The sequence below is a fragment of the Spirochaeta isovalerica genome (assembly GCF_014207565.1).
In the GTDB taxonomy this organism is placed as follows: domain Bacteria; phylum Spirochaetota; class Spirochaetia; order DSM-2461; family DSM-2461; genus Spirochaeta_F; species Spirochaeta_F isovalerica.
The window spans coordinates 1-24,360 of the sequence record NZ_JACHGJ010000001.1 but is presented as its reverse complement, the minus strand read 5'-3'; the positions used below and the strand labels follow the sequence as shown (position 1 = coordinate 24,360).

Below are 24,360 nucleotides of genomic sequence, written 5' to 3'. Positions count from 1 at the left end.
GGGGAATTATGGTACTTTTCGGGTTTTATCCCGCGGCACGCTCTGCAACGAATCAGGCAAAGATAATTCCCGGCAAAGGTCTTGTATTTACAGGAAACAGCATGGTCTTCTCAAACGATATATTCCGATCCATTCACCGTGAAGAGGACAACTTCTCTCTATTTCTCCGGATGACACCTGTGTATCCCGAACGTCTGCGTTTCGGAATTATTCTGCAAATTTACAACCGGGAAACCAATGAGGGGATAACCATCGGCCAATGGGGAACCTCACTGATGGTTCTGTCCGATCAGGACTACAGCAACCGGAATAGAACCCCCAAAATATACGGAGACCTCGGAAAGGAAGAGGATCTGAAACAGATCGGGATTCATTCAGACAATAAGGGGACGAGTCTTGTGGTAAACAGCTCTCAGATAGCGGCACACAGAGAACTTCGCCTATCTCTTCCCCTTCCGGCCGAAAAAAATACAATTATTCTCGGAAACGGTATGAACGGCACCACGCCCTGGTCTGGAGAGCTTTCATCATTAGCCATTTACTCAGGGAACAATGAAACTGCAGACTTCGATTTTGCTACGATCGATTCTGCCGGCTTTCAGGTTTTCTCTGTTCCCGGTCAAATAAAAGATCTTGATCCCGAAGTTCTCGGTTTTCCCTCTTTTTCTACCCTGGGATCAGCTGTAATGTCTCTTGATGTTTTCATGAATTTTTTCGGCTTTATTCCTCTGGGAATTCTTTTATCCCTGAACCTTTACCGCAATGGCTGGCTATCCCGGAGAAAAGCGCTGTTCATCTCCGGAATACTAACTCTTTTCTTCAGTCTCTCAATCGAGATCAGCCAGGTCTGGATTCCCGGACGGGATTCCTCCCTTCTGGATCTTATTCTCAATAGCGCGGGAGGCTTTCTGGGTGCTGCCCTGTATTACACCTTTTCCGGTAAAAAATCTCAATAGCGGTAATGCCCGGGCTTGAAGGGGCCATCCACAGTCACTCCGATGTATTCGGCCTGCTCCTCATTGAGCTTCGACAGCTTAACGCCCAGATGTTCGAGATGGAGCGCCGCCACTTCCTCATCGAGTTTTCTGGGAAGAGTGTATACGGACACATCCCGCTCTTTTCCCCTTTCCCAGAGATCCATCTGCGCCAGAACCTGATTTGAAAAAGAACAGGACATAACGAAGGAAGGATGGCCGGTGGCACATCCGAGGTTGACAAGACGTCCTTCAGCCAGAATGAAGATGGAATGGCCATCGGGAAATGTATACAGGTCAACCTGCGGTTTGACTTCCGTTCGCTCTACTCCTTCCATGGCTTTCAACCGGCTAATCTGTATCTCATTATCAAAATGGCCGATATTGCAGCAGATGGCGTGATCTTTCATTTTCATCATATGTTCCAGGCGGATTATATCCCGGTTGCCGGTTGCCGTAACAAAAATGTCCCCTTCTTTCAAAGAATCCTCGATCGGCTTTACAACGTATCCGGCCATAGCGGCCTGTAAAGCGCATATGGGGTCGATCTCATTAATGATGACCTTTGCACCGAGGCCTCTCATAGACTCGGCGCAGCCCTTTCCCACATCTCCGAAACCGCAGATAACAACTGTTTTTCCGGCAATCATGACATCGGTGGCTCTTTTTATTCCGTCCGCAAGGGATTCGCGGCATCCGTATTTGTTGTCGAACTTCGATTTGGTCACTGAATCATTTACATTGATAGCGGGAACAAGAAGAGTTTTTTCCCGGGCCATCCTGTAAAGCCGGTTGACTCCGGTCGTCGTCTCTTCGGAAATGCCCTGAAGACTCTCCGTTACACGGCGCCAGAAATGATCGTCCTCCATCCGGACCTTTTTCAGAAGTTTTTTTATAATATCTTCCTCCTCGGAATCAGAAGAAGTATCGACCCACTTATCGCCCTTTTCCATTTCCAGTCCTTTATGAACTAGAAGGGAAGCATCTCCTCCATCATCGACAATCAGATGGGGACCCGATTCCCTGTGCTTAAGGGCCCGGAAGGTGCATTCCCAGTACTCGGTCAGAGACTCCCCTTTCCAGGCAAAAACAGGAATTCCCCTTGCAGCTACTGCCGCGGCAGCATGGTCCTGAGTGGAAAAAATATTACAGGAAGCCCACCGGACATCGGCCCCCAGTTCAACCAGGGTTTCTATCAGCACAGCGGTTTGAATCGTCATGTGGAGGGAGCCCGTTATCCGGGCCCCTTTAAGAGGTTTGCTGTCACCGTACTTCCTTCTTATGGCCATAAGTCCGGGCATTTCTTTTTCAGCGATTACAATCTCTTTTCGCCCCCAGTCGGCGAGATCCGGATCGGCAACCAGAAACGGCGTATTGTCAAACAGGTTCATAGCGCACTCCTTTACCTCTAATATTCATTATTATGCCGCTTGACTTTTTGAGCAAATAAATCCTTCTCTATTGAATATTTACCGGTCAATGATTAACATTAGGCCATGAAAATAGGAATAATCGGCGCAATGTCCGAAGAAATAGAAGACCTGAAAAACCGCATGAACGACTACACCACCGAAGAGAGAGCCGGTTTCACATTTTACAAAGGTATATTGAATAAGGAAGAGATCATCCTCCTTCTGTCGGGAATCGGAAAAGTCAATGCCGCGATGGGCACAACGCTGATGATAGAAAGATACAGCCCCGACTGCATCATCAATACCGGCTCAGCCGGTGGTTTTTCGGCCGACCTCTCAATCGGAGATGTCGTCATCTCCACGGAAGTCAGACACCATGACGTGGACGCTACGGTCTTCGGATATGAATACGGTCAGGTTCCCCGTATGCCTGCCGCTTATATCCCCAATAATATACTTGTGGAAATTGCCGAGAAAGTCGTTGAAAAACTCGACAACGTCGGCACAATGAAAGGGCTGATCGCAACAGGTGATTCGTTCATGCATAAGGACGATCATATTCATGCCGTCAGGGAAAAGCTACCGACAATCATGGCTGCCGAAATGGAAGCAGCCGCCATTGCCCAGTGCTGCCATAATTTCGCTATACCTTTTGTTATCATAAGAGCCATTTCCGATATTACGGGAGATAAGGACAATCAGATCGAATTCGAAGAATTTCTGAAAGTGGCCGCTGTCAATTCAGCTACAATGGTCAGAGAAATCATTACACTTATAAATCAGTACGAAATCAAAAATTTTGGAGATTAACATGAAAAAAATTGCAAGTTTTACCATAGATCACATAAAGCTCCTCCGGGGGATATATTTATCCCGAGTAGACGAAGTCGGCGGCGATTACGTATCCACCTTTGATATAAGAATGAAAGAACCGAACCGCGAGCCGGTAATCGACATACCTGCCCTTCATGCCATGGAGCACCTGGCTGCGACTTTTCTGAGGAATGACCCCGAATGGGCGGATAAAACCGTATATTTCGGTCCCATGGGCTGCCGGACAGGGAATTATGTCCTTTTCAAAGGAAAACTTGAACCGGAAGATATTGTCGAAATCATGAAAAAACTCTTCGGGTTCATTGCCCTTTACGAAGGGGAAATACCCGGGGCCTCGGCAAAAGACTGCGGAAACTACCTCTCCATGGATCTGCCCATGGCAAAATACGAGGCGGAAAAATTCCTCAGGGAAGTTCTCGAAAACATCAAACCGGAAAACCTGAACTATCCTGAATAATTTCTGAGCCTTTTATAAAAGCTTCTCTTATAATTAATTCTGATGAGAGAACTGAAGAACTACAGGGATCTGGATCTGATGAGTCATGAAGCCGCTCAGTGCATCAGGGAATACATGATTGAAGTTCTGAGGAGCAAAGAATCGTTTTCCCTGATACTGTCAGGCGGCTCTATGCTTCAACCTCTATACAGAACTCTTTTTTATATCGATTCGCTCCCCTGGGAAAAAATACATTTTTTTATTACCGACGAACGTTGTCTGCCCAATGAAAATCTTGACAGTAATTTTAAAAACGCCGTAAAAAACCTCCTCAAGAGAAGCAATATCCCCCTTCAGAATATCCACTGGATCAACACGGAAATAACACCGCTTGAAACGGCTGCCAGGGAATATGAAAAAACATTGTTCCATTATCTGGAATCCAGCGGAGACTCCTTTGACCTTCTCCTTCTGTCCATGGGGCCCGATGGCCATGTGGCTTCTCTGTTTACGGGATTTACAGCTCTCATGGAAAAAAGAAAGCTTGTGGTTCTTACCGAAAAATCACTCCTCGACCCCCGGGTCCAACGCATAACCATGACCCTTAAGGCTCTGAACAAATCCAATAAAGTCATCTTCTTTGTCAGCGATGAAAACTGCTCCTCCCTTCTCGATGAAATCATGGACCGCAGGGTAGAGGATAAATTCAGCTATCCAGCGGAGATGGTTCACGGAACACATAACAGCCAGACCTGGTATATTCTGCGCAGCTGAATATAATTAACAGTATGACAACACTCTACCCCTTATCACTCTTCGGTAACTGGCTGGCCGGAGCAGGTGAAATCACAATTGTTTTTCTCATGGCCCTGCTTCTCACCGGCATTATCGCCTACAGTTATTTCTTCTACAAAAACAAGCAGCATCAGGAACATTCAAAACTGATGAAGAAAAAATTTGACAGTTATCTCCTCAGGCTGAACCTGAACGATAGAGAACTGGCCTATATTATGAAATTGACAACTTATCTCGAATCGGAAGATTTAAAATATCACATGCTGACGAATAAACGGACTTTTTCAGATTGCGCCAATGCCCTGGCCGGGAAGGAATCCCCTCCCGAAGGATTGAGAGCGGAACTGGAAAAAAAACTGAATTTCCCCTCCAAGACCGTTTCAGCCAACTATTTCTCCAGCGAAGAATTACCTGTCGGAATGCCCTCTCTTGTCATTTTGAGCGAAACAGCCAAATACAGCGCGAAAATACAGGAAAACCGAAGAGACTCCCTTATCCTGCAGACGAAGAAGCCGATCCCTCCCTTGCGTGAAGGTTCACCTCTTAATGTTTATTTTCATGACAATCAGAAGATATTCACAATTAACTCCAATCTTCTGGAACAGAAAGGAAATGTCATTTCGGTTTCCCACAGTCTTCTCCAATCACAGAAGCGGAGAGCTTTTAAACGGAAAAGAGTCAAGCTTCCAGTTATGGTAAAACTTCTTGATCTGGATGAAATGGCCCGACACTCCTACATTACCGATATCAGCGAAGGGGGCGCCAGCCTGGAGAATCCCGACTTCCATTTCAAAAGACACGACAGGATCGTTCTCTATTATCATATTGATACAGATGAAGGTTTTCAGATACGCGGAGAAGTTCTCCGCCTGTCCGCCAAAGGCCGAATCATCCATATAATTTTTCTCGATAGAGACTTGACACTGAGAAGCAGAATCAAAACTATAGTGAAATAGATTATGAACGAGAACTCAAGAAGCCGACTTATAAAACGATCCTCTATTGTCAGCGCTTTCGGTAATACGATTCTGGCCGTATTAAAGATTGTTATCGGCCTGGCCAGTCATTCTCTTGCTCTTGTGGGTGACGGAATTGATTCGGCAACCGATATAGCCACGTCGCTGCTCACTTTTTTTACAGCGTCCATATCTTCGGAGCCGCCGGACAGAGAGCACCCCTGGGGGCATGAGAGAGCCGAAACCATTTCGACAAAGATTCTCTCTTTTATTATTTTCTTCGCAGGCGGCCAGCTTGCTGTGAAGTCGGTACAGGATATTCTCAGCGGTTCGATGAGAGAACTGCCCGGGCTATGGGCTATATACGCGACTCTGTTTTCCATAGCCGGCAAAACGATACTGGCTCTCTATAAATTCAATACCGGAAAAAAAACCGACTCTCCCATGCTCATTGCCGACGGAAAAAATATGAGAAACGATATAATCATTTCTCTGACCGTGCTCATCGGGCTTCTTTTCACCCGCTGGTTCAATATTGCCCTGATCGATTCCGTAATCGCCCTGATCGTCAGCTTCTGGATCATGGTTGTCGCTTTTTCCATATTCAGAGAGACCTCGCTGGAGCTCATGGATTCCATTGATGACAAGGAGATCTACAACCGGATTTTCGCCGCGGTGGAAAGGGTTCAGGAAGTTCAGAACCCTCATAAGATGCGTATAAGAAAAATGAACCGGTTCTATGTGGTCGATTTAGATGTGGAGGTCGACGGCAATCTGACCGTAAAAGAGGGACACGACATTTCCCTCCGTCTCGACGAAGAGATCAGAAGCTCTATAGATAATATTTATGACATTATGATTCACATTGAACCTGCCGGAGCCGGAGAGCACAAAGAGAGATTCGGTCTGAAAAAGGAAGATTTATGGCAGTAAGATATATAGTGGCCGACTGGGACAAGCATAAAGAACAGCTGAGCGCCGTTCGACACGAGGTTTTTGTAAAAGGGCAGAACGTTCCTCTTGAACTGGAACAGGATGAATCGGACAGCCGGTACAGCCACATCCTGGCTTTAGACGGTGATATACCGATAGGAACAGCCAGACTCACAACCGATGGTCATATCGGCCGGGTCGCTGTGCTCAAAGAATACAGAAAACTTGGAATCGGCCGGGAACTTATCCGCCAGATAGAGGAAATTGCCTTTGAACTGGGATTTGATGAAGTGGAACTGGGTGCGCAGCTTCACGCTGTGCCATTTTACGAGAAACTGGGCTACAGGGCGTTCGGGAATATATACATGGATGCCGGAATAGAGCATCGTCATATGAAAAAAACGCTTTAAAGGCTTGATAAAAGAAATCCAATGGATTATCTTCAAATAAATATTTCGGTATATAATTGCCGGATAAATTACTTCTATAATCTTCTTTGAAGATTAATGGGGAACAATATGGCTTATTCAATTGTAAAAGATGACTGCGTAAACTGCGGCGCCTGTGAAGGTGAATGTCCCGTTGACGCAATTTCTGAAAAAGATGATGCGAGAGTGATCGACGCTGATACTTGTATCGATTGTGGTGCCTGTGTTGACGTATGTCCCACAGAGTGTATCAATCCAGCATAAGCGTTTCTTTTCAGAAATCATGAGCTCCCTGTTATGGGAGCTTTTTTAATCTTTATACAGCCGGGAGGCGGCAATGAACTGGGAACTGATAAAAAAACGTTCTGAGATCATTATGCAAATCAGATCTTTCTTTATAAATAAAGGATATCTGGAAGTCGATACACCCCTACTTTCACCTGATCTCATCCCCGAATCCAGCATTGAGATTTATAAGACAGAGATGATTAATCCTTTCAAAGGAAACAAAGATCTTTATCTCATCCCTTCCCCGGAAATCTGGATGAAAAAACTGCTATCCATGGGCAGCGGAGATATTTTTCAAATATGCAAAAGCTTCCGCAACAGCGAACAGTCCGGCAGGCAGCACAATTCTGAATTCACCATGCTGGAATGGTATAAAACCGGATTCGGCTATCTCGATAATATTCAGGAAACGGAAGAACTATTCCATTTTCTCACTGATGAAAACTCTCCGGGGAACATCAAGCCTCCTTTTGCCCGGATGTCTATGGAAGAAGCCTTCATCAGATACGCCGGATTTTCCCTGGAAGCCCACTATGAAAGGGAACAGCTTTATAGCCAGTGCCTCAAACTGGATCTCGGTCCCGAAGAAGATGAGAGCTGGGAGGTTCTTTTCAACCGGATTTTTATAGACAGGGTTGAACCGAATCTGCCTCAGGAGAAGCCCCTCGTTCTCTACAATTATCCCTCGCGTATCAAGACTCTTGCAAAAGAAATCGACGGAACTCTCTGGTCCGAAAGATGGGAACTCTACGCGGGGGGAATGGAGCTGGCGAACTGCTTCAGCGAAGAGAATGACCGGAAGAAAATCCGTGATTATTATGCTGAGGAAAAAGCGCTGAAAGATGCCCTTTCCCCGGTAAGCCATAAAGTTGATGAGAATTTTCATGAGTTTTTCGGGAAAGGCTTTCCCCGTTGCTCCGGTGTCGCTATGGGCGTAGACCGACTAATTATGCTATTAACCGGAGAGAGATCGATTGGGGGGGTGATCTTATTTCCTCACTTATGATATACTCTGTTTTCGAAATTAATAGATAAGGAATGAATAAACATGAGTCAGATAAAAGCAGGTGCTATCGAAAAAGGGATGTTTCTTCTCGAAAAAGATGCTCCTTACCTGGTTGTTGAAAGAGATTTTGTTAACCCCGGAAAAGGGTCCTCTTTCGTTAGACTTAAACTGAAAAACCTCAGAAATGCCTCCGTTCTTAAAGTAACCCATAAAACGCAGGACAATATCGAGGAAATCGATGTGGAAGATGTTGATTCCCAGTTTCTCTACTCTGACGGTTCAAGCTATCACTTCATGAATTCCGAAACCTTCGATCAGTATGAAGTTCCCGTTGAAGGTCTCGAAGACAAGGGATATTTTATGCGTGAAGGCGAGACTTTCCGAGTCGTCCGTTGGAATAATGAAGCTTTGGATATTAAACTTCCTCCCAAAATGGATCTCATCGTAACAGAAGCTGAAGACGGCGTAAAAGGCGATACAGTTACCGGTGCGACAAAATATGTTACCGTTGAAACGGGATTGACTGTCAAGGTCCCCATATTCATAAAACAGGGCGAGAAAATCCGAATCAACGTGGAAACAAAAGAGTATCAGGAAAGAATTAACAATTGATACTGAACGATTTCGTCAATAAGGACGTTCCTTTCAAATTCAGCGGAGAGAATATGAAATACATTCTCTCCCTGGGTTTGTTCAGCAGCAACGATATTGACAGCGGTTCAAAACTGCTTCTTAAAACGGTTGCCCAGCAGATTGAAAACGATAAGATAAATTCCGTACTCGATATGGGTTGCGGCGTCGGTGTTATCGGCATAAGTTTAAAAAAACGCTTTCCCGGAGCCTCCGTCTCTATGAGAGACAGGGATGCGCTGGCTGTTGCTTTCAGCCTCGAGAACGCCAGAATCAATAAAGTTGAAGGCTTGAACATTGAATCCAGCCTTTCTCTTGAAAATCTGGAGGAGAAGACTTTCGATCTTCTCATTTCCAATATCCCCGCCAAAGCCGGGGAAACAGTTCTGGAAGATTTTTTCAGAAGATCTGTCAATTTCACAACTGCCGAAGGACGGGTCGCAGTGGTCATTGTTGCCCCACTTGCGGATTTCGCAGAACAGAAGATTCTTGAATACGGTCATGAAATCCTTCATAAAGAAGCGACATATCACTACACGGTTTTTCACTTCCGCGGTCATAAGTGTGAAAACCCCGATGATGAAATGGCGGTCTACGTCCGCAACAGCGATATTTTTCAACTGAAGAAAACAGAATACAGGCTTGAAACGGCCTATAATATTCCCGATTTCGATCATACAGGTTTCAGGATCACCCATGCGGCGGAGGTTCTCAATCCTTTCCAGATTCGGGGCACCGGTCTTTTCTGGAATCCCGGTCAGGGACACATTCCCGTTTTTACAGCTGTTAAAAAGAACAATAGATTTGATAGGATTTATCTCTCGGGAAGAGATCTTCTTCAGATAAAAATGACTGATAGAAATCTGAAAAGAGAAATGCCTCAGGTCGAAATTGTCGAACTGCCCTTATATACGGAGTCTCTATTACCTGAAAAGATTGAAGAAAAGTCTCTCGATTTCGCCTGTTTCGATATAACGCCGGTAACACGGACCGAATGGGAACAGGATTTGAAAGATGCGGCCAGAAAGATACTGAAACCCGGAGCATGGTTTTTCGTTATTGGAAAAAGCGCCGATATCCACAAACTCCTGAAAGACAACAAAGGCTTCACACCAGTGGAAGACAGAAAATACAAAGGCATCAGAGCCGCTTTGTTCAAACGGAATAAGTAAATCAAACGGGGAGTTCCGGCTCCCCTTTTTCTTTTTTCACATGAAGGTCCAGCTGAGGATATGGGATTTCAATTCCTTCCTTCTTGAAAGCTCTCCACAGTTCAAGATTAACCCATCCCAGAAACTCATATTTATTGGCGCTGTCATTAATCCAGCTGATAAGCTTCATCGTAATGCCCGAATCGTCAAAAGAATGAACACGGGCGACCGGATTTTCGCTTTTCACCAGATAAGGGCTTTCCTTTACCGTATCGACCATAATCTCAAGAACTCTGTCCAGGTCCGAATCGTATGAAACCTGTATCTTATTTATGATAACAACCTTCCTGTCATCAAAGGAGTAATTGTGAACGACATTCTCCATAAGGTGGGAGTTGGGTATGATCAGGTTTTCATGAGTCACGGTACTGACAATTGTCGAAAGCATCTTTATGCTGATAACAGTCCCCTCGCTGTTGTTTACGACAATTCTGTCTTTTTCCTTAACATACCCGGTTGAGATAAGAACAAGACCGGCGAAGAAATTGGCTACAGTTCCCTGAAGACCGAAACCGAGACCGATACCCAGTACACCGAAAAGAACTCCCAGCGCAGAAAGGTCGATACCGATTATTGACAATCCGAAGAGGACAATTACCGCCATAACGGCATAACGGGTCATACTTCCGATAGAAAATTTCCGCGCTTCATCGATATTGAGGTTTCTGATAAAAGACCGGTCCAGAAGAACCCTGGTGTATTTGCCGCCCCATGATGCGGCCCAGAAAACAGGGATTAGCATGAGAAGCGTAACCAGAGAGATCTTCGTATTTCCCGTTTCGAAAAAGGGCTGATTGAGCAGGTTGATAAACTGGCCGATATAGAAGGCGATCTCGGTCCCCAGGAGGGAACCGATTAAAGCGATACCGGCAAAGAAGGCGGCCACCCGGAATATCCGGCGGCTCCACGAGGAGATTCTGACAGCCAGTTCTTCTTTAACTTTCAAGACCTTCATCAGGTGCTTCAATCCCAGCAGGATCACTCTGTAAGTTATTATCACAGCGATCAGAGGCAATAAAACTTTCAGCAGGACATCGCTAATGCTGAAAGGTAAATTAAAAGTTCCAAGGGAAATGTCTTTAAAGAAAATATCGCGAAGAATCTCCAGCGCAGCCATATTCTATTCCTTTAATGCGTATTCTGTCATCTCGTTAAACTGTTTCTCATCAATGAGCCCCATTTTGTGGCAGGGAGCGAGAAGTTCGCTGACGTGGGCGTAAGCGTGGAGACTGATTTCAGCCGCAGCCATATCTTTTCTTCCCTGAGCCCCTCTTTCGAGAAGAACAACCAGATCATCCACCACCAGACCGGCTTCACGGAGGATTTCAATGGCTTCCACCTTGCTCTTTCCCGTAGTGATCAGATCATCGAGAAGAACAATCTTCTCACCTTTATTGTATTCCCCTTCAATTCTGTTCCCCGTACCGTGGGCTTTCATGGTTATTCGGGGATAAATCATCGGTTTACCGGTTTTCAGGGAAACAGCCGTCGCCAGAGGAAGAGCCGCTACGGGAATACCAGCTATTCGGTCATACTCTACAGGTTCAAGAACTTTGGCGAAAGCTTCGGCGACATCGTTCAGAAGAGACACAGATGATGAGACTCTTCTGATATCAATGTAAAAGGGGGATTTCTTTCCCGATTTGAGTACGAATTCACCGACTTTGAAACATTGAGTATCGATAAGTCCCTTTACAACCCTATCCATCAGAAAATCTTTCTTTTCGTAGCCTTCTGATTTCCGCATCCTGAGTACGGCGTCACGGGCTTCGTTCATTTCATCGCGGAATTTCCTTGCAGCTTCACCGGGAGACGGAGCATTTGAAACGGCTCTGGAAACATTGGGCAGGATTCCGAGACCGTCTTCCCGCATACCCGCTTCAACAGCCTCTTTCATATCACCACCCTGAGCGCCGATACCGGGTGCGAGAAACCAGGCGTCGGGAGCGATGTCTCGGACTTTGGCCATAGCCGGAATATCGTTACCGGCCACAACGAGTCCGACTCTGTCGCTCCAAGAAGTCAGTTCCGACGCCATATACTCGTAGACCGTCTTATCACCAATCATCAGATCCTGAACGGCTCCGGCGCTTGGATTTGATGTTCTGCAGAGCAGAAAAACACCCCGGTCTTCCCATTTCAAAAAAGGATCAACGGCGTCTCGTCCCATATAGGGAGAAAGGGTCGTTGATCCTACTTTATAATGACCGAAAATGGAATCGGCATAGGCTTCGGCCGTAGAGCCGATATCTCCGCGCTTCGAGTCCATTATGACAGGAATGTCATCGGGAATCATATTCAGAGTTTCTTCAAGAGCCTTTAATCCCTCCGGTCCGTAAATCTCGTAAAAAGCGATATTGGGTTTAAAGCAGGCTGCATAAGGCGCTGTTTCTTCAATAATCTTTTTGTTCTGAGCAATTATCAGATCTGCTGCCGATTCTCCATCAGAAGGAGAAACTCTCGGATCCAGACCGATACAGAGAAGTGTGTTCTTTTCGCGGCACACTTTTTCAAGTTTAGTAAAAAAGGTTTCTTTCATTCATCAGACTCCAGGGATTTTTATGGATTATAGTAAAAAACAGCATTCTGTCCAATTCTAAAAAGACTTTTTTCAGTACTTTCTCAAAAGAGCCGGTCCATAAACAGAGGGCTCTTCCTTCAAATACTCCCCGTTATAGTAAATGATTGATTCATCGTCACTTCTTACAGATAGAGATTGATCCGGCGATATGCGTATTTCACAGATTCCCTTTAAATCCAGCTCAACCCTGTCGACAAGAAGCATTGTACCATCAAGCCGGGAAGAGCTTTCGGCTGAGAGAAAGAGTTCTTCCATCCTTCCGCCAAGACGTGCAGCCATCTTTCCGGTACTGTTTATTTCCATTCTGTCAACAGATAGGAAAGCGTGAAGGATACAGGGGCCTTCCATAGTGAAAATTGATTCAGAAGCTTCAAAACCATTGATATTCAGATAAGCGCCGGATTTCATCAGCACATTCAACGGCAAGTTGCTGGAAAATCCGCCGGCTTCCATTTCAACTGCTCCCTCCAGTTCAAGTGAGGTTAATTCTGGCATGGTGATAACAATAACCGGTGTCGGGGCCTGGGTAACCGGTCTTTCGTTTATTCGGATCTGAAAGATCTCATTTCTATGCCTGATTTTTATGGAGCCGCTATCTTCCCGGGAGCTGAAAACCCGGACATCCCAATCTTCGGCTTGCATGATCCTGATTCTGACGGGACCGTTTGCCGAAATCCCATTGAAACCGGAAAACTCGTAGCGCCTCTGAACGAAGGACGTATCCAACTCACCTTCCGCTCCTATCGACGATAGAACAAAAAAGAGGATAGGGATTGTTACTAACTTTTTAAACAGCGGGATTCTTAGGTTACCTCTCTTTTAATGAAGATGCACCGGAAAGTTCAATCGATCCAAGGTTCACATCTCCTGAATAATATAATTTTGAAGCACCGGATGCGTCGAGATCAAGCTTTCCGTCAAGGCGGATTGTCAGGTCGCTGCTTCCGGACAGGTCGATCGAAGCTTCCGAAAGTTTAAAATCACTTAAATCTCCCGAAGAAGCGCCGCTGATCTTCGCCTTGAGGCGTCCTCCCCGGCCTACCAGCTCCAGATCGCTGCTGCCCGATATCTCAAGCCTGACCTCCGGGACTTCGAGAACGGCTTTCAGGTTGGAAGCGCCGCTCATTTCAAGATCGGCCGAAGACGCTGTAATATCGATTTCAAGAGAACTGGCACCGGAAATATCGACTGAAAAACTTCTATCGGAACGGAAACCGGCGGCAATCATAGACGATGCGCCGGACATTTCAACGGAGACGAGTTCAGGCATGGTTATCACAGCCTTTGGAGATTTGTTCCATCCCGGACCGGAAAAAGGTTTCATCCCCAGAACAAGAGTTCGGCCTCTTTTTTCCACAAGCATTTTGGCAGCAGTGGACTTATCAGCATAAACGATAAGGGAAAAACGATCGCTTTGCCTTACTTCAATGTCAAATGCAGCTGAACCGTCGATGGAGTTGAAATTATCAATATCGTATACAATTCTGTTCTCCTGAGAAATCTCTGTCTGTCCGCCTGAAAACAGGAAAACAGGAATCAGGAGAAGGGACAGGAAACATATTTTTCTTAAAGACATATATTATACCTCGCTAATTAATCCTAACTATACAACAAAAGAATCAGGTTTCTCTGTCACCACAAAATTATAAACTATTGTTTACATTTTTATCGAAAAAAATGACAATCAGTTTATGATCAGTTCAATATTTGAAGCATTAATGCTTATTTGTTTCGGCCTGGCCTGGCCTTTTTCCATCTATAAATCCTGGACTTCACGAACGAACAAAGGGAAAAGTCTTTTTTTTCTGACTGTGCTTTTTATAGGTTACCTTTGCGGAATCCTCTTCAAGATAACAGGAAATACCGATCGGATCCTAATTCTCTACATCCTTAATGGAAGTATGGTATTAACGGATATTGCCATTTACTTCAGGAATCGGAAAAGAGACAATCGCCCTTAAGTTTCTCGCTTCAACGGATAAACCTGGTTGATTCAAACTCCTGAATAGAGATCCTGTTGAATTTGAAAAAACCGAATTCTCTGAACTATAGTTTAATCAGGGGGATCATATGTCTAAAAACATTGGATTTATTTCTTTTCGTTTTGCCGGAACCGACGGAGTATCGCTTGAAACTTACAAATGGGATCATGTTCTGACCGAACTCGGTCATAAATGTTTTTATATGGGAGGTGAGCTGGATACTCCCGATGAAATTTCCTACTTCCACGATGAACTTCATTTCCAGCACCCGGAAATCAGACGCCTTTATTCCGAGTGTTTTGGCCTGACAAACAGACCGGAAAGGCTGACGAAAGAACTCCATAACCGGAGAGAAGCCATTAAAAAGCATATTTACAACTTCATAAAGAAATTCAATATAGATCTGATAATACCTCAGAACACTTTAACTATTCCTTTGAATATTCCTCTTGGGATGGCTTTGACTGAAGTGATAGCCGAATCGGGAATTCCTGTAATTGCCCATCACCACGACTTTTTCTGGGAGCGGAAACGTTTCCTCAGAAACTGTGTCTGGGATTATATCAACTCCTGCTACCCTCCCCATCTGCCGAACATCAAGCACGTTGTCATCAACAGTTCCGCCGGGAACCAGCTCGCACTGCGGACAGGAATCTCTTCGACACTGATTCCCAATGTCATGCATTTCGAACAGGAACCCGATCCTGTTGATGAGTACTCATCCGATGTCAGAGAAGCACTGGGTATAGAAAATGATGAATTGCTGGTTCTTCAGCCGACCCGTGTCGTTCAGAGAAAGGGCATAGAACACGCGCTGGAGCTTGTTGCAAGGCTCAATATGAAAGCGACGCTGGTCATTTCCCACGCATCGGGAGATGAGGGGTATGAGTATCAGCAGCGTGTACAGGAATATGCCGAGATGGTCGGCACAAAGACTCTATTCGTTCAGGATATTATTGCTGACAAAAGAGGGATGACTTCCGACGGAAGAAAAATCTATACTCTGGAGGACATTTATCCCCATGCCGATCTGGTGACTTATCCCTCTCTGGTAGAAGGATTCGGGAACGCCTTTCTGGAAACTTTATGGTTTAAAAAACCGATACTGGTCAACAATTATTCCATTTACTCAACAGATATCAAACCGAAAGGATTCCAGGTAATCGAAATGGATAATTTCATATCTTCGGAAACCATTGAAACGACTAGAAAACTGATGCATGACAAAGATGAAGTAGACAGAATGGCAGAAGTGAACTATAACCTGGGTTTGAAATACTACTCCTATGGCGTAGTCCGTCAGAAACTGCAGACTCTGTTAGCTGAGTTTTTCGGAACCGGAGATATTTAAGATCATTGAAACACCTGATTATTTTCCACTATCATTTTCTACCCGGCGGTGTTACAGATGTTGTCATATCTGCAGTTCAGGCTTATCTCAGCAACAGCGGAGAGATTGATAAAATAACGATTGTTTCCGGTCGTCAGGATAATATGGACAAGGTCCGGGAAAAAATCATCCTTTCTCTGTCCTCAGACCAGAAGAGACGGCTGGAAATTATTATAATCGATGAAATAGACTATCAGGAGCGTTTGGAGAAAGGAGTCTGTTCAGATTCAATAAAAAAACGGCTGACTATCGATTTTTCCGGAGATGAATCAGTCTGGTGGATTCATAATTACCATCTTGGGAAAAATCCCTATTTTACAAAAGCCTTACTGGAAATTGCCAGAGACACTTCCCAAAAAATGGTTTTTCATATTCATGATTTCCCTGAGTGCTCCCGCTACGAGCTCTTTCATAGCCTCACATCGATCATTAAAGGCGATATATACAGCAGCGAAGACAATGTGAGATATGCGGTTATCAACAGCCGGGATTTCAATAATTTAAAAAATGCCGGGATCCCGGACAGAAGGCTTTTTCTTCTGGAAAACCCCATCTCTCTGGAGAATCTGAAGAAGCGGGAGGAGATTAATGTCAGCTCTTCGCTTACAAAAGCTTTTTCCCGGCAGTTTCCCGGCTGGAAAGCCGATGAGCCTTACATGATTTATCCCGTACGTGCCATCCGCCGTAAGAATGTGGCTGAAGCGGCTTTTCTGGCAATGATTTCCGATAAAAATGTTATAGTCACACTACCTGGCGTTTCCCAGAGAGAAGAAGGATACTCGACACGGATCAAAGAGATTTTTGAATCGGGACTGGCTCCCGGACTATTCGGTATAGGGTTTGATCTGGATAAGGCCGATTTGTTTTTTCCCGAGCTCATAGCATCTTGCTCTGCTGTTCTTTCGACCTCCGTTCAGGAAGGATTCGGATATTTGTTTCTCAATTCTCTCAACTGGGGAAAGCCGCTGATTGCCAGAGACCTTGATGTACTCGAAAGTTTCAAGCCCGTTTTTGCCGAGCATGAAACATTCTTTTATGATCGGTTAAATGTCCCCTCTTCCTCTCTGGATATCCCGGCGCTGGTACAACTTTACAGGGAAAAGATAGGGAGTCTATCAACTTATCTGCCGGACAGTCTTCTGGAAATGCTTGAAACCGAGATTGATAATCAGTTAAATCAAATCAGCATTGATTTTTCCCTTTTGACGCTGAAAATGCAGATTGAGGTTATGAAACTGCTTAAGGAAGATTCTCATTTTATGAATCAATGCAGAAGGGACAACAGCATTGTTGTTGACCATATAAAAAAATCCTTTATTACTGACTGCAGTCATCGAAAAGACATTCTGGAAAAAAACTGGAGTTATAAAATATACAGTGATAAAACTGATGCCATTTTGCACAGTTTCTCAAACACAATTCCTCTTGCGAAACACAAAAGGCCATCTAATTTCATATACGAAACCACTTTACAAAAATTCGCTACAATACCCTATTTGCGACTTATTTATGATGAATAGATGTCTTTTGTAAAATAGTTATTTATTTATCGGTTCTGCCTGTAACCCCTTCTTTCTATTGCGCAATTATCTCTAAAAATGTTAGCATTTGACTGTAAAATTTAAACTCTATATTAAAGAGGACTGAGTAAATGTCAGATAACAAAAAAATGGTTACCATCGATGGTAACACGGCTGCAGCTCATGTTGCTTACGCATTCAGTGAAGTAGCAGCTATCTATCCTATCACTCCGTCGTCACCGATGGGTGAGAATTCCGAGATTTGGGCCAGTACAGGTAGAACCAACGTATTCGGCACAATCGTAGATGTTGTTGAGTTGCAGTCTGAAGCGGGAGCTGCAGGTGCGGTACACGGGTCTCTTAGTGGAGGAGCTCTTACAACTACATTTACTGCATCACAGGGACTTCTTCTGATGATCCCCAACATGCATAAAATTGCCGGGGAAATGATGCCCTGTGTAATACATGTTTCAGCCAGATCTATCGCTGCGCAGTCACTTTCCATCTTCGGAGACCACTCCGACGTTATGTCTGTCAGAAACACAGGTTTCGCGATGACAGCGGCTTCCTCAATCCAGGAAACTATGGATATGGCACTTGTTGCTCACCTCGCGACTCTGGAAAGCCAGATTCCCTTCCTGTCGTTCTTCGACGGTTTCAGGACCTCTCATGAAATCCAGAAAGTGGAAGAAATTTCATACGAAACAATCAAGTCCATGGTAAAACCTGAATACATCGAAAGATTCAGAAACAGATCCATGAGACCTGAAGCACCGATCGTTAAGGTTGCTGCTCAGAACCCGGACGTTTACTTCCAGGGAAGAGAAACTTCCAACAAATACTATACGGAAGTTCCCGGAATTGTTCAGAAATATATGGATGAAGTTGCCAAAGTAACCGGAAGAGCCTACCACCTCTTCGATTACGTCGGAGCAGCTGACGCCGAAAAAGTTATCATCGCTATGGGATCAGGATGCGATACCATTGATGAAACAGTAAGATACCTCAACAAAAAAGGTGAAAAAGTCGGTCTTGTTAAAGTCAGACTCTACAGACCTTTCTCTGTTGAGCATTTTGTGAATGCTCTGCCCAAAACAGTCAAAAAAATTGCTGTTCTGGACAGAACAAAAGAGCCCGGCGCAATCGGTGAACCTCTTTTCCTCGACGTAGTAGCGTCTATGGCAGGTAAGGATGTAAAAATCATCGGCGGAAGATACGGTCTCTCTTCAAAAGAATTCACACCTTCCATGGTTAAAGCCGTATACGATCACCTCGACGGTGCCGCTTTCCATAACTTTACTGTCGGTATTAACGACGACGTGACTAACCTGTCCATTCCTGTTAAAGAAAACATCGATGTTTCCGCTGATGATATCAAGAGCTGCATGTTCTGGGGACTCGGTGCCGACGGAACGGTTGGAGCTTCCAAGAACTCAATCAAAATCATCGGTGATGCGACTGACCTGAATGCTCAGGCTTATTTCTCCTATGACTCTAAAAAATCCGGTGGTGTTACTGTATCTCACCTCAGATTCGGTAAGAGCTCTGTAAATATGCCCTGGCTTATCGATCACGCCGACTTTGTAGCTTGTCACAACGATGCCTATATCGGTAGATACGATATGCTCGGACCTCTCAAAGAGGGCGCGATCTTCATGCTTAACACTGAAACTCCCGCAGACAAGGTTTTTGAAACACTGACAGCGGAAGAGCAGCAGATCATTATTGACAGAAAGATTAAATTCTACTGCATCGATGCTCTTAAGATCGCACAGGAAGTCGGTCTCGGATTCAGAATCAACACAGTTATGCAGGCCGCATTCTTCAAAGTATCCAACATTCTTCCCGAAGCTCAGGCGATCGATCTGATTAAAAAATTCATCGAGAAATCCTTCATCAAAAAAGGTGAAGATATAGTTAAGATGAACTGGAACGCGGTAGACAAAGCAGGTGAAGGACTCCACGAAGTTACTATTCCTGCAACAGTCGGAAATGCCTATGTTCCCAAAGCACTTATTCCTGCAGATGCAGATGATTTTGCTAAAAATATTGTCGAGCCTGTTATGAAACAGAAAGGTGACAACATTCCCGTTTCTCATATGTCTTTTGACGGAGTTCTTCCCACAGGGACTACTAAACTTGAGAAACGCGGTGTCTCTGCTTTTGTATCAAAATGGATCCCGGAAAACTGTATTCAGTGTAACCAGTGTTCCATGGCTTGTCCTCACGCGGTTGTCAGAGCTAAACAGATCAACCCCAAAGAACTGACTAACAAGCCAGAAGGATTTGTAACTCTCAAATCCAAAACCAAAAACGAAAATGATCTGGAATACAGAATCCAGGTTTACGTTGAGGATTGTACAGGTTGTGGAGTCTGTGTGGATGTATGTCCCGCAAAAGACAAAGCGCTTGTCATGACTTCACTCCACGATGAGAGAAAAATCGGTCAGCCCGAAATGGCTCAGTTCTTCGAAAATCTTCCCAACAATGTTCTGGAAGGAACAAAGATCGATACTGTTAAAGGTGCCCAGTTCAAGAAGCCTCTCTTCGAGTTCTCCGGAGCTTGTGCGGGATGTGGTGAAACTCCTTATGTCAAACTCGTCTCCCAGCTCTTTGGTGAAAGAATGGTTGCGGCCAACGCAACAGGATGCTCCTCCATCTACGGTGGTACATTCCCGACCATCCCCTACACTAAAGACGATAACGGAAGAGGACCTGCATGGGGTAACTCGCTGTTCGAAGACAACGCTGAATACGGTTTCGGTATGAGACTGGCTATCGACTCCAACAGAGAACTTCTCCAGGTTAACGTTGAGAAAGTGCTTGCAGCCGGAACAACTCCTGAACTGACAGCAGCACTCAACAAAGCGATGGAATTGTGGTCATCCAAGGATGATGATGCATATGAAGCTCAGGTTGCAGTTGCAAAGGCTCTTCCTGCAGCAATCAGCGCAGCTTCCGGAGAGACCAAAACGGCTCTCAACAAAATTCTCGAGCTGAAAGATTACTTCCAGGATAAATCAGTCTGGATCATCGGTGGTGACGGATGGGCTTATGACATCGGTTACGGTGGTGTTGACCACGTTATGGCTTCCGGAAGAAATGTAAACATTCTCGTACTCGATACGGAAGTTTACTCCAACACAGGTGGTCAGGCATCTAAAGCAACACCTATCGGAGCTGTTGCGAAGTTCGCCAACGCCGGGATGAGACTCGGAAAGAAAAACCTCGGACTTATGGCAATGAGCTATGGATATGTCTACACAGCATCAATCTCTATGGGAGCGAACAGAGCCCAGGCTCAGAAAGCTCTTATGGAAGCTGAAGCTTACGACGGACCTTCAATCGTATTCGCGTACTCTCCCTGTATTGCACACGGAATCGATATGTCCAAGACACAGTCCAGGCAGAAAGCCGCTGTTGATGCCGGTTACTGGCCTCTCTACAGATTCAACCCTGCCCTTGAGGACGGTTCCAAGTTCATCTGGGAAACTAAAGATCCCAAAGATGCTTATCAGGACTTCATCAGAGCTGAAAGACGTTATACAACTCTTACAAAAACAGCTCCTGAGGATGCTGAAAGACTCTTCAAAGAAGCGGAAGCTGATGCGAAGAAGAGAATGGAAGTCTATAAAAAAATGGGTGGTCTGCTCTAGACCGTCTTTAATGGACAAAAAAACCCGGTTTAGGCCGGGTTTTTTTATTGCTCAAGAGGCAGAAGAATTGTAAAGGTCGTTCCTTTATTCAGCTCGGAAGAGACATACATTTTCCCTTTGTGTGTATCAGTTATTATAAAATAAGACAAACTCAATCCCAGGCCGGTACCTTTTCCTTCTTTTTTTGTAGTGAAGAAAGGAATTCTGTTCAATATCAACCTTTTTTATATCCTGAAGACTTGCTTTACTTTCTGGGGAATATGAACTTAAAAAAGGAACCTATCCCTTTCTTTCGTTCAGGCAGATCGGCTTCAGCGAAGGAGACAACATTTTCTTCCTTGCCAACTACAAGAAGTACATCACCAACCTGTAAACGAACTTCAGGAGAAAAGAAATCGAAACTTCCACCCGTTTCTTCATTTCGAATGGCTACAACATTTATTCCTTTTGTAGCCCGAATATTAGCTTCAATCAGAGACTGACCGATAAATACGTCCGGTACACGGATTTCAGCCATCACCAAGCCGTTTCCGATAGCCATATAATTGAAGAGTAAAGATGAAACCAGCATGGGTATGACACGAATGGCCGCTTCCCGATAGGGAAAAACTACATGGTCAGCGCCGACAATCGTCAGGATTTCGCCATGTTGATCTGTTTCCGCCTTAACAACAATATTTTTAATATTTTTATTTTTCAAATACTTGGTAACGAGTATCGATGCTTCAATATTGTCTCCCAGGTCAACGATAACAGCGTCGATATCTACCGGAATTAGTTTATTGATGGTCTCTTCATTTAAGACATCGGCAATATAAGCGCTTGTGACGCTATCTTTATATAAATCAATCAATTCACTTCGTTTATCTATAAGAATAACTTCACAATCGACTTCTACAAGCTCGTCAAGGACTCTTTTCCCGAAAGTACTAACTCCGATAATTGCAAACTGTTTCATTAGCCTATTAAAACCTCACCTTTTGGATAATCTATAAATCTATCTTTATAACTAATATGCATAGGCATTATGAGTGCAAACAAACCGACCCGTCCTGCAAACATAGTAGCGATAACTATCATTTTTCCTCCTACTGAAAGATAGGGAGTTAAACCGGCAGATAAACCGACAGTCCCCAATGCGGAAAAACTCTCAAAAATAATATCCAGATAGGAAAACCCTTTTCCAGACTCCATAAATATCAGAAAGAAAATACTTAAAAACAGAATAAATACAGCTTTAACAAAGAAAAGTGCAGCTCTGGTAAGATGTTCTGAAGATAATCTCCGCCCCAATATCCGAACCTCACCCTTGTCATCGACACCTTTGAATAAGATAATGAAAAGAATAAAAGCTGTTGAGACTTTTATTCCTCCAGCCGTTGAACCGGAACCGGCTCCGATAAACATCATCAGTAATGTAAAAAATTTAGAAGGTGGTGATAAAGCCGATTGAGAAACGCTGTTAAAACCGGCAGTTCTCGTTGTTATTGATTGAAAAAATATTGGAATAATTTTTTCAGAGGTTTTCATATCAGAAAAAACCCCATTCCATTCAAGAAGGCCATAAACAATAGCGCCTATGAAAATTAATGATATAGTGGCAATAATCATCATCTTGGAATGAAAGCGGAGTTTTCTTTTTTTACCTCTGAAAAATTGATAGATATCCGAAATAACCATAAAACCAATACCGCCAACAACAATTAATGTAGCGATTGTTATGGTGATCAACCTGTTATTCTGAAAGGATTCAAGACTGTCTGGGAACAGCGAAAAACCGGCATTACAGAAAGCAGAAACAGAATGAAACAAAGATGAAAAAACAGGGCTGTCTATGCCGGCCCTATTGAACTCTATGAATAAAAGAAGCATTCCCGTGAGCTCTGCAATTAAAGTTACAGTTAAAATTGCTCTGACAATATCCTTTGGAGTAAAATTTGAATCCATAATAAAGTATTCACGGATAATTTTACTATTCCGCAATGAGACACGACTTCCGGGCAGTGCCAGATAGATAGTGGAGAATGTAATTATACCCAATCCTCCGGCTTGAATTAAAATAAGAATCACAATCTGACCGAATCTAGAGAACTCATTTGTTCCGACAGTAGCCAGGCCTGTTACGCATACAGCTGAAACTGCTGTGAATAAAGTGTCTATATAACGAATAGGCTCTGATCCTGTCCACGCTATAGGTAATTTCAGCAATAATGAACCGAGAAATATATTCATAATAAAATAGGTAAAAAATAGCAGTTTACCCGAAGAAAAATAACTTTTCATAGCCTCTATAATAAAATACTATCAATTTTTGATCTAACAAAAAAAGTCAAAATTAGTTAAATCTGTGAATTATACATCTGGTTCATAAAGATCTTACAAAAGAGTAATTGCAAGAGAAAAGAAATATTTCTTTTTTATCAATGAATCTAAAGTATTTACAGTGATTAACATTATTTTGAAATAGAATAGAAAAATCTAGAAGCATAGATTTTGGAACAATCAAAGTTCGCAGATTAGATTACGAAACGGGGAAATATAATTCTATCAGCACTAAAAACAAGATAGGCTCCGCTTCAGTACTCACTGAACTCAGGGGCTGGATGCAGTCTATGATCTACTGCCAGGCTAAGCAGCCGCAGATCGTCGCAGCTATAATAAATCAAAAAAGTTTCATAGCTATGATAACATTTATAAATAAAAAAGCCTGGCGACATCAGGATAGTACCGCAGGCTTGCCGAGGAACGAGTCCGCCAGTTCCAGTTCGCTCAAGCTCACTTCCTATGCGCGTTCCTCGTTTTAGCGCTGCAAAGCAGCTTGTTCGACGCTGCAAGTTTCGCGTCTCATGGTACGCGCTGTGCCCAAGGGTCGTCGCAGCTCACAAAATGACAATTAGTGTATTCGCTAAAATGATTTGGACAAAAAAAAGCCTGGCGACGACCTACTCTCCCACATAATTGCAGTACCATCGGCGCAGTTGAGCTTAACTTCCGTGTTCGGGATGGGAACGGGTGTGACCTCAACGCTATTATCACCAGACATAAATACTGTGTACCGCTTTTGACACGATGCACAATTGCTTTGTTTTCTCTTGAAATATATAGCCTTAAGCTGAAGGCTACGGTCTAATTTCTTTTCACTTTATCAAATTATCGAGTATGCTGCCGCTTGCGCTCTCGCATACATCATAATTTGAATGTGAAATAGAAATTACACCTTGCAAGGGATAAACAATAATATGGTCAAGCCTCACGGAAAATTAGTACTGGTCAGCTGATCATGCATTTCTGCACTTACACTGCCAGCCTATCAAACAGATATTCTTTC

The 24,360-nt window shown here is 44.0% G+C and carries 22 protein-coding genes and 2 rRNA genes; 14 read left to right on the top strand and 10 right to left on the bottom strand.

What is annotated here, in order from left to right; translation table 11 throughout:
- The first annotated feature begins 8 nt into the window (after positions 1 to 8).
- Positions 9 to 956 (top strand): VanZ family protein, encoded by a 948-nt coding sequence (locus HNR50_RS00120; protein ID WP_184742180.1) that lies wholly within the window; start codon positions 9 to 11, stop codon positions 954 to 956.
- Here the strand turns inward: HNR50_RS00120 and ahcY are convergent.
- A complete protein-coding gene (gene ahcY, locus HNR50_RS00115) occupies positions 950 to 2,365 on the bottom strand; it encodes an adenosylhomocysteinase (RefSeq protein WP_184742178.1) in 1,416 nt (471 codons plus the stop codon). The genes HNR50_RS00120 and ahcY overlap by 7 nt on opposite strands.
- 105 nt (positions 2,366 to 2,470) lie before the next feature.
- On the opposite strand from ahcY, the gene mtnN reads away from it, so the two are divergent.
- The 10 genes from mtnN (at position 2,471) to HNR50_RS00065 (ending at position 9,864) form a co-directional block, all read left to right on the top strand.
- On the top strand, positions 2,471 to 3,196 hold the full coding sequence (mtnN, locus tag HNR50_RS00110) for a 5'-methylthioadenosine/S-adenosylhomocysteine nucleosidase (RefSeq protein ID WP_184742176.1): 726 nt from the start codon (positions 2,471 to 2,473) through the stop codon (positions 3,194 to 3,196).
- Position 3,197: 1 nt separating this feature from the next.
- Positions 3,198 to 3,677, top strand: coding sequence for an S-ribosylhomocysteine lyase (locus HNR50_RS00105; RefSeq protein ID WP_184742174.1), 480 nt, complete (start codon positions 3,198 to 3,200; stop codon positions 3,675 to 3,677).
- A gap of 42 nt (positions 3,678 to 3,719) precedes the next feature.
- The gene (pgl, locus tag HNR50_RS00100) at positions 3,720 to 4,430 is read left to right on the top strand and encodes a 6-phosphogluconolactonase (protein WP_184742172.1); all 711 of its coding nucleotides are present in this window, start codon (positions 3,720 to 3,722) and stop codon (positions 4,428 to 4,430) included.
- Positions 4,431 to 4,444: 14 nt separating this feature from the next.
- Positions 4,445 to 5,407 carry a PilZ domain-containing protein gene (locus HNR50_RS00095; protein ID WP_184742170.1) on the top strand — a complete coding sequence of 321 codons (963 nt, stop codon included), beginning with the start codon at positions 4,445 to 4,447 and terminating at the stop codon, positions 5,405 to 5,407.
- Positions 5,408 to 5,410: 3 nt separating this feature from the next.
- A complete protein-coding gene (locus HNR50_RS00090) occupies positions 5,411 to 6,340 on the top strand; it encodes a cation diffusion facilitator family transporter (protein WP_184742168.1) in 930 nt (309 codons plus the stop codon).
- Positions 6,331 to 6,750, top strand: a complete 420-nt coding sequence (locus HNR50_RS00085) for a GNAT family N-acetyltransferase (protein WP_184742166.1) — start codon at positions 6,331 to 6,333, stop codon at positions 6,748 to 6,750. Before HNR50_RS00090 ends, HNR50_RS00085 begins: the two co-directional genes overlap by 10 nt.
- A gap of 108 nt (positions 6,751 to 6,858) precedes the next feature.
- Positions 6,859 to 7,032, top strand: a complete 174-nt coding sequence (locus tag HNR50_RS00080; protein WP_184742164.1) for a ferredoxin family protein — start codon at positions 6,859 to 6,861, stop codon at positions 7,030 to 7,032.
- Positions 7,033 to 7,105: 73 nt separating this feature from the next.
- Complete coding sequence (gene epmA / locus HNR50_RS00075) at positions 7,106 to 8,062, top strand: EF-P lysine aminoacylase EpmA (RefSeq protein ID WP_184742162.1); 957 nt, start codon at positions 7,106 to 7,108, stop codon at positions 8,060 to 8,062.
- Between the two features lie 42 nt (positions 8,063 to 8,104).
- A complete protein-coding gene (gene efp / locus HNR50_RS00070; protein WP_184742160.1) occupies positions 8,105 to 8,674 on the top strand; it encodes an elongation factor P in 570 nt (189 codons plus the stop codon).
- A 53-nt stretch (positions 8,675 to 8,727) separates the two neighbouring features.
- Positions 8,728 to 9,864, top strand: coding sequence for a methyltransferase (locus HNR50_RS00065; protein ID WP_184742158.1), 1,137 nt, complete (start codon positions 8,728 to 8,730; stop codon positions 9,862 to 9,864).
- 1 nt (position 9,865) lies between these two features.
- Here HNR50_RS00065 and HNR50_RS00060 read toward each other — a convergent pair whose 3' ends face one another.
- The 4 genes from HNR50_RS00060 to HNR50_RS00045 form a co-directional block, all read right to left on the bottom strand.
- Complete coding sequence (locus tag HNR50_RS00060) at positions 9,866 to 11,020, bottom strand: mechanosensitive ion channel family protein (protein WP_184742156.1); 1,155 nt, start codon at positions 11,018 to 11,020, stop codon at positions 9,866 to 9,868.
- A gap of 3 nt (positions 11,021 to 11,023) precedes the next feature.
- Complete coding sequence (gene pyrF / locus HNR50_RS00055; RefSeq protein ID WP_184742154.1) at positions 11,024 to 12,442, bottom strand: orotidine-5'-phosphate decarboxylase; 1,419 nt, start codon at positions 12,440 to 12,442, stop codon at positions 11,024 to 11,026.
- A gap of 72 nt (positions 12,443 to 12,514) precedes the next feature.
- On the bottom strand, positions 12,515 to 13,210 hold the full coding sequence (locus HNR50_RS00050; RefSeq protein WP_184742151.1) for a GIN domain-containing protein: 696 nt from the start codon (positions 13,208 to 13,210) through the stop codon (positions 12,515 to 12,517).
- Between the two features lie 82 nt (positions 13,211 to 13,292).
- Positions 13,293 to 14,060, bottom strand: a complete 768-nt coding sequence (locus HNR50_RS00045) for a head GIN domain-containing protein (RefSeq protein ID WP_184742149.1) — start codon at positions 14,058 to 14,060, stop codon at positions 13,293 to 13,295.
- 494 nt (positions 14,061 to 14,554) lie between these two features.
- Here HNR50_RS00045 and HNR50_RS00040 point away from each other — a divergent pair, with 494 nt between their 5' ends.
- From HNR50_RS00040 to nifJ, 3 genes are all read left to right on the top strand, one after another.
- Positions 14,555 to 15,817, top strand: coding sequence for a glycosyltransferase family 4 protein (locus HNR50_RS00040; protein WP_184742148.1), 1,263 nt, complete (start codon positions 14,555 to 14,557; stop codon positions 15,815 to 15,817).
- A gap of 5 nt (positions 15,818 to 15,822) precedes the next feature.
- A complete protein-coding gene (locus tag HNR50_RS00035) occupies positions 15,823 to 17,376 on the top strand; it encodes a glycosyltransferase family protein (RefSeq protein WP_184742146.1) in 1,554 nt (517 codons plus the stop codon).
- A gap of 131 nt (positions 17,377 to 17,507) precedes the next feature.
- A complete protein-coding gene (gene nifJ / locus HNR50_RS00030; RefSeq protein WP_184742144.1) occupies positions 17,508 to 21,032 on the top strand; it encodes a pyruvate:ferredoxin (flavodoxin) oxidoreductase in 3,525 nt (1,174 codons plus the stop codon).
- 44 nt (positions 21,033 to 21,076) lie between these two features.
- Here nifJ and HNR50_RS00025 read toward each other — a convergent pair whose 3' ends face one another.
- The 5 genes from HNR50_RS00025 to HNR50_RS00005 all read right to left on the bottom strand — a co-directional run.
- Entirely contained in the window at positions 21,077 to 21,244 is a 168-nt protein-coding gene (locus HNR50_RS00025; protein WP_281389008.1) for an ATP-binding protein, read from the bottom strand.
- Between the two features lie 32 nt (positions 21,245 to 21,276).
- The gene (locus tag HNR50_RS00020) at positions 21,277 to 21,990 is read right to left on the bottom strand and encodes a potassium channel family protein (RefSeq protein ID WP_184742140.1); all 714 of its coding nucleotides are present in this window, start codon (positions 21,988 to 21,990) and stop codon (positions 21,277 to 21,279) included.
- Complete coding sequence (locus HNR50_RS00015) at positions 21,990 to 23,315, bottom strand: TrkH family potassium uptake protein (protein ID WP_184742139.1); 1,326 nt, start codon at positions 23,313 to 23,315, stop codon at positions 21,990 to 21,992. The genes HNR50_RS00020 and HNR50_RS00015 overlap by 1 nt, the downstream gene beginning before the upstream one ends.
- 646 nt (positions 23,316 to 23,961) lie before the next feature.
- Positions 23,962 to 24,072: ribosomal RNA gene (gene rrf / locus HNR50_RS00010) — 5S ribosomal RNA — on the bottom strand.
- A 199-nt stretch (positions 24,073 to 24,271) separates the two neighbouring features.
- Positions 24,272 to 24,360: ribosomal RNA gene (locus HNR50_RS00005) — 23S ribosomal RNA — on the bottom strand; the annotation flags it as partial.

Bases quoted from the DNA above. Each gene is read 5' to 3' on its own strand.
- epmA (WP_184742162.1), top strand. From the start codon at position 7,106: ATGAACTGGGAACTGATAAAAAAACGTTCTGAGATCATTATGCAAATC.
- HNR50_RS00060 (WP_184742156.1), bottom strand. From the start codon at position 11,020: ATGGCTGCGCTGGAGATTCTTCGCGATATTTTCTTTAAAGACATTTCC.
- HNR50_RS00020 (WP_184742140.1), bottom strand. From the start codon at position 21,990: ATGAAACAGTTTGCAATTATCGGAGTTAGTACTTTCGGGAAAAGAGTC.
- HNR50_RS00095 (WP_184742170.1), top strand. From the start codon at position 4,445: ATGACAACACTCTACCCCTTATCACTCTTCGGTAACTGGCTGGCCGGA.
- pyrF (WP_184742154.1), bottom strand. From the start codon at position 12,442: ATGAAAGAAACCTTTTTTACTAAACTTGAAAAAGTGTGCCGCGAAAAG.
- HNR50_RS00065 (WP_184742158.1), top strand. From the start codon at position 8,728: ATGAAATACATTCTCTCCCTGGGTTTGTTCAGCAGCAACGATATTGAC.
- mtnN (WP_184742176.1), top strand. From the start codon at position 2,471: ATGAAAATAGGAATAATCGGCGCAATGTCCGAAGAAATAGAAGACCTG.
- nifJ (WP_184742144.1), top strand. From the start codon at position 17,508: ATGTCAGATAACAAAAAAATGGTTACCATCGATGGTAACACGGCTGCA.
- HNR50_RS00090 (WP_184742168.1), top strand. From the start codon at position 5,411: ATGAACGAGAACTCAAGAAGCCGACTTATAAAACGATCCTCTATTGTC.
- HNR50_RS00120 (WP_184742180.1), top strand. From the start codon at position 9: ATGGTACTTTTCGGGTTTTATCCCGCGGCACGCTCTGCAACGAATCAG.
- HNR50_RS00045 (WP_184742149.1), bottom strand. From the start codon at position 14,060: ATGTCTTTAAGAAAAATATGTTTCCTGTCCCTTCTCCTGATTCCTGTT.
- HNR50_RS00105 (WP_184742174.1), top strand. From the start codon at position 3,198: ATGAAAAAAATTGCAAGTTTTACCATAGATCACATAAAGCTCCTCCGG.
- HNR50_RS00040 (WP_184742148.1), top strand. From the start codon at position 14,555: ATGTCTAAAAACATTGGATTTATTTCTTTTCGTTTTGCCGGAACCGAC.
- HNR50_RS00015 (WP_184742139.1), bottom strand. From the start codon at position 23,315: ATGAAAAGTTATTTTTCTTCGGGTAAACTGCTATTTTTTACCTATTTT.
- ahcY (WP_184742178.1), bottom strand. From the start codon at position 2,365: ATGAACCTGTTTGACAATACGCCGTTTCTGGTTGCCGATCCGGATCTC.
- efp (WP_184742160.1), top strand. From the start codon at position 8,105: ATGAGTCAGATAAAAGCAGGTGCTATCGAAAAAGGGATGTTTCTTCTC.
- HNR50_RS00085 (WP_184742166.1), top strand. From the start codon at position 6,331: ATGGCAGTAAGATATATAGTGGCCGACTGGGACAAGCATAAAGAACAG.
- HNR50_RS00080 (WP_184742164.1), top strand. From the start codon at position 6,859: ATGGCTTATTCAATTGTAAAAGATGACTGCGTAAACTGCGGCGCCTGT.
- pgl (WP_184742172.1), top strand. From the start codon at position 3,720: ATGAGAGAACTGAAGAACTACAGGGATCTGGATCTGATGAGTCATGAA.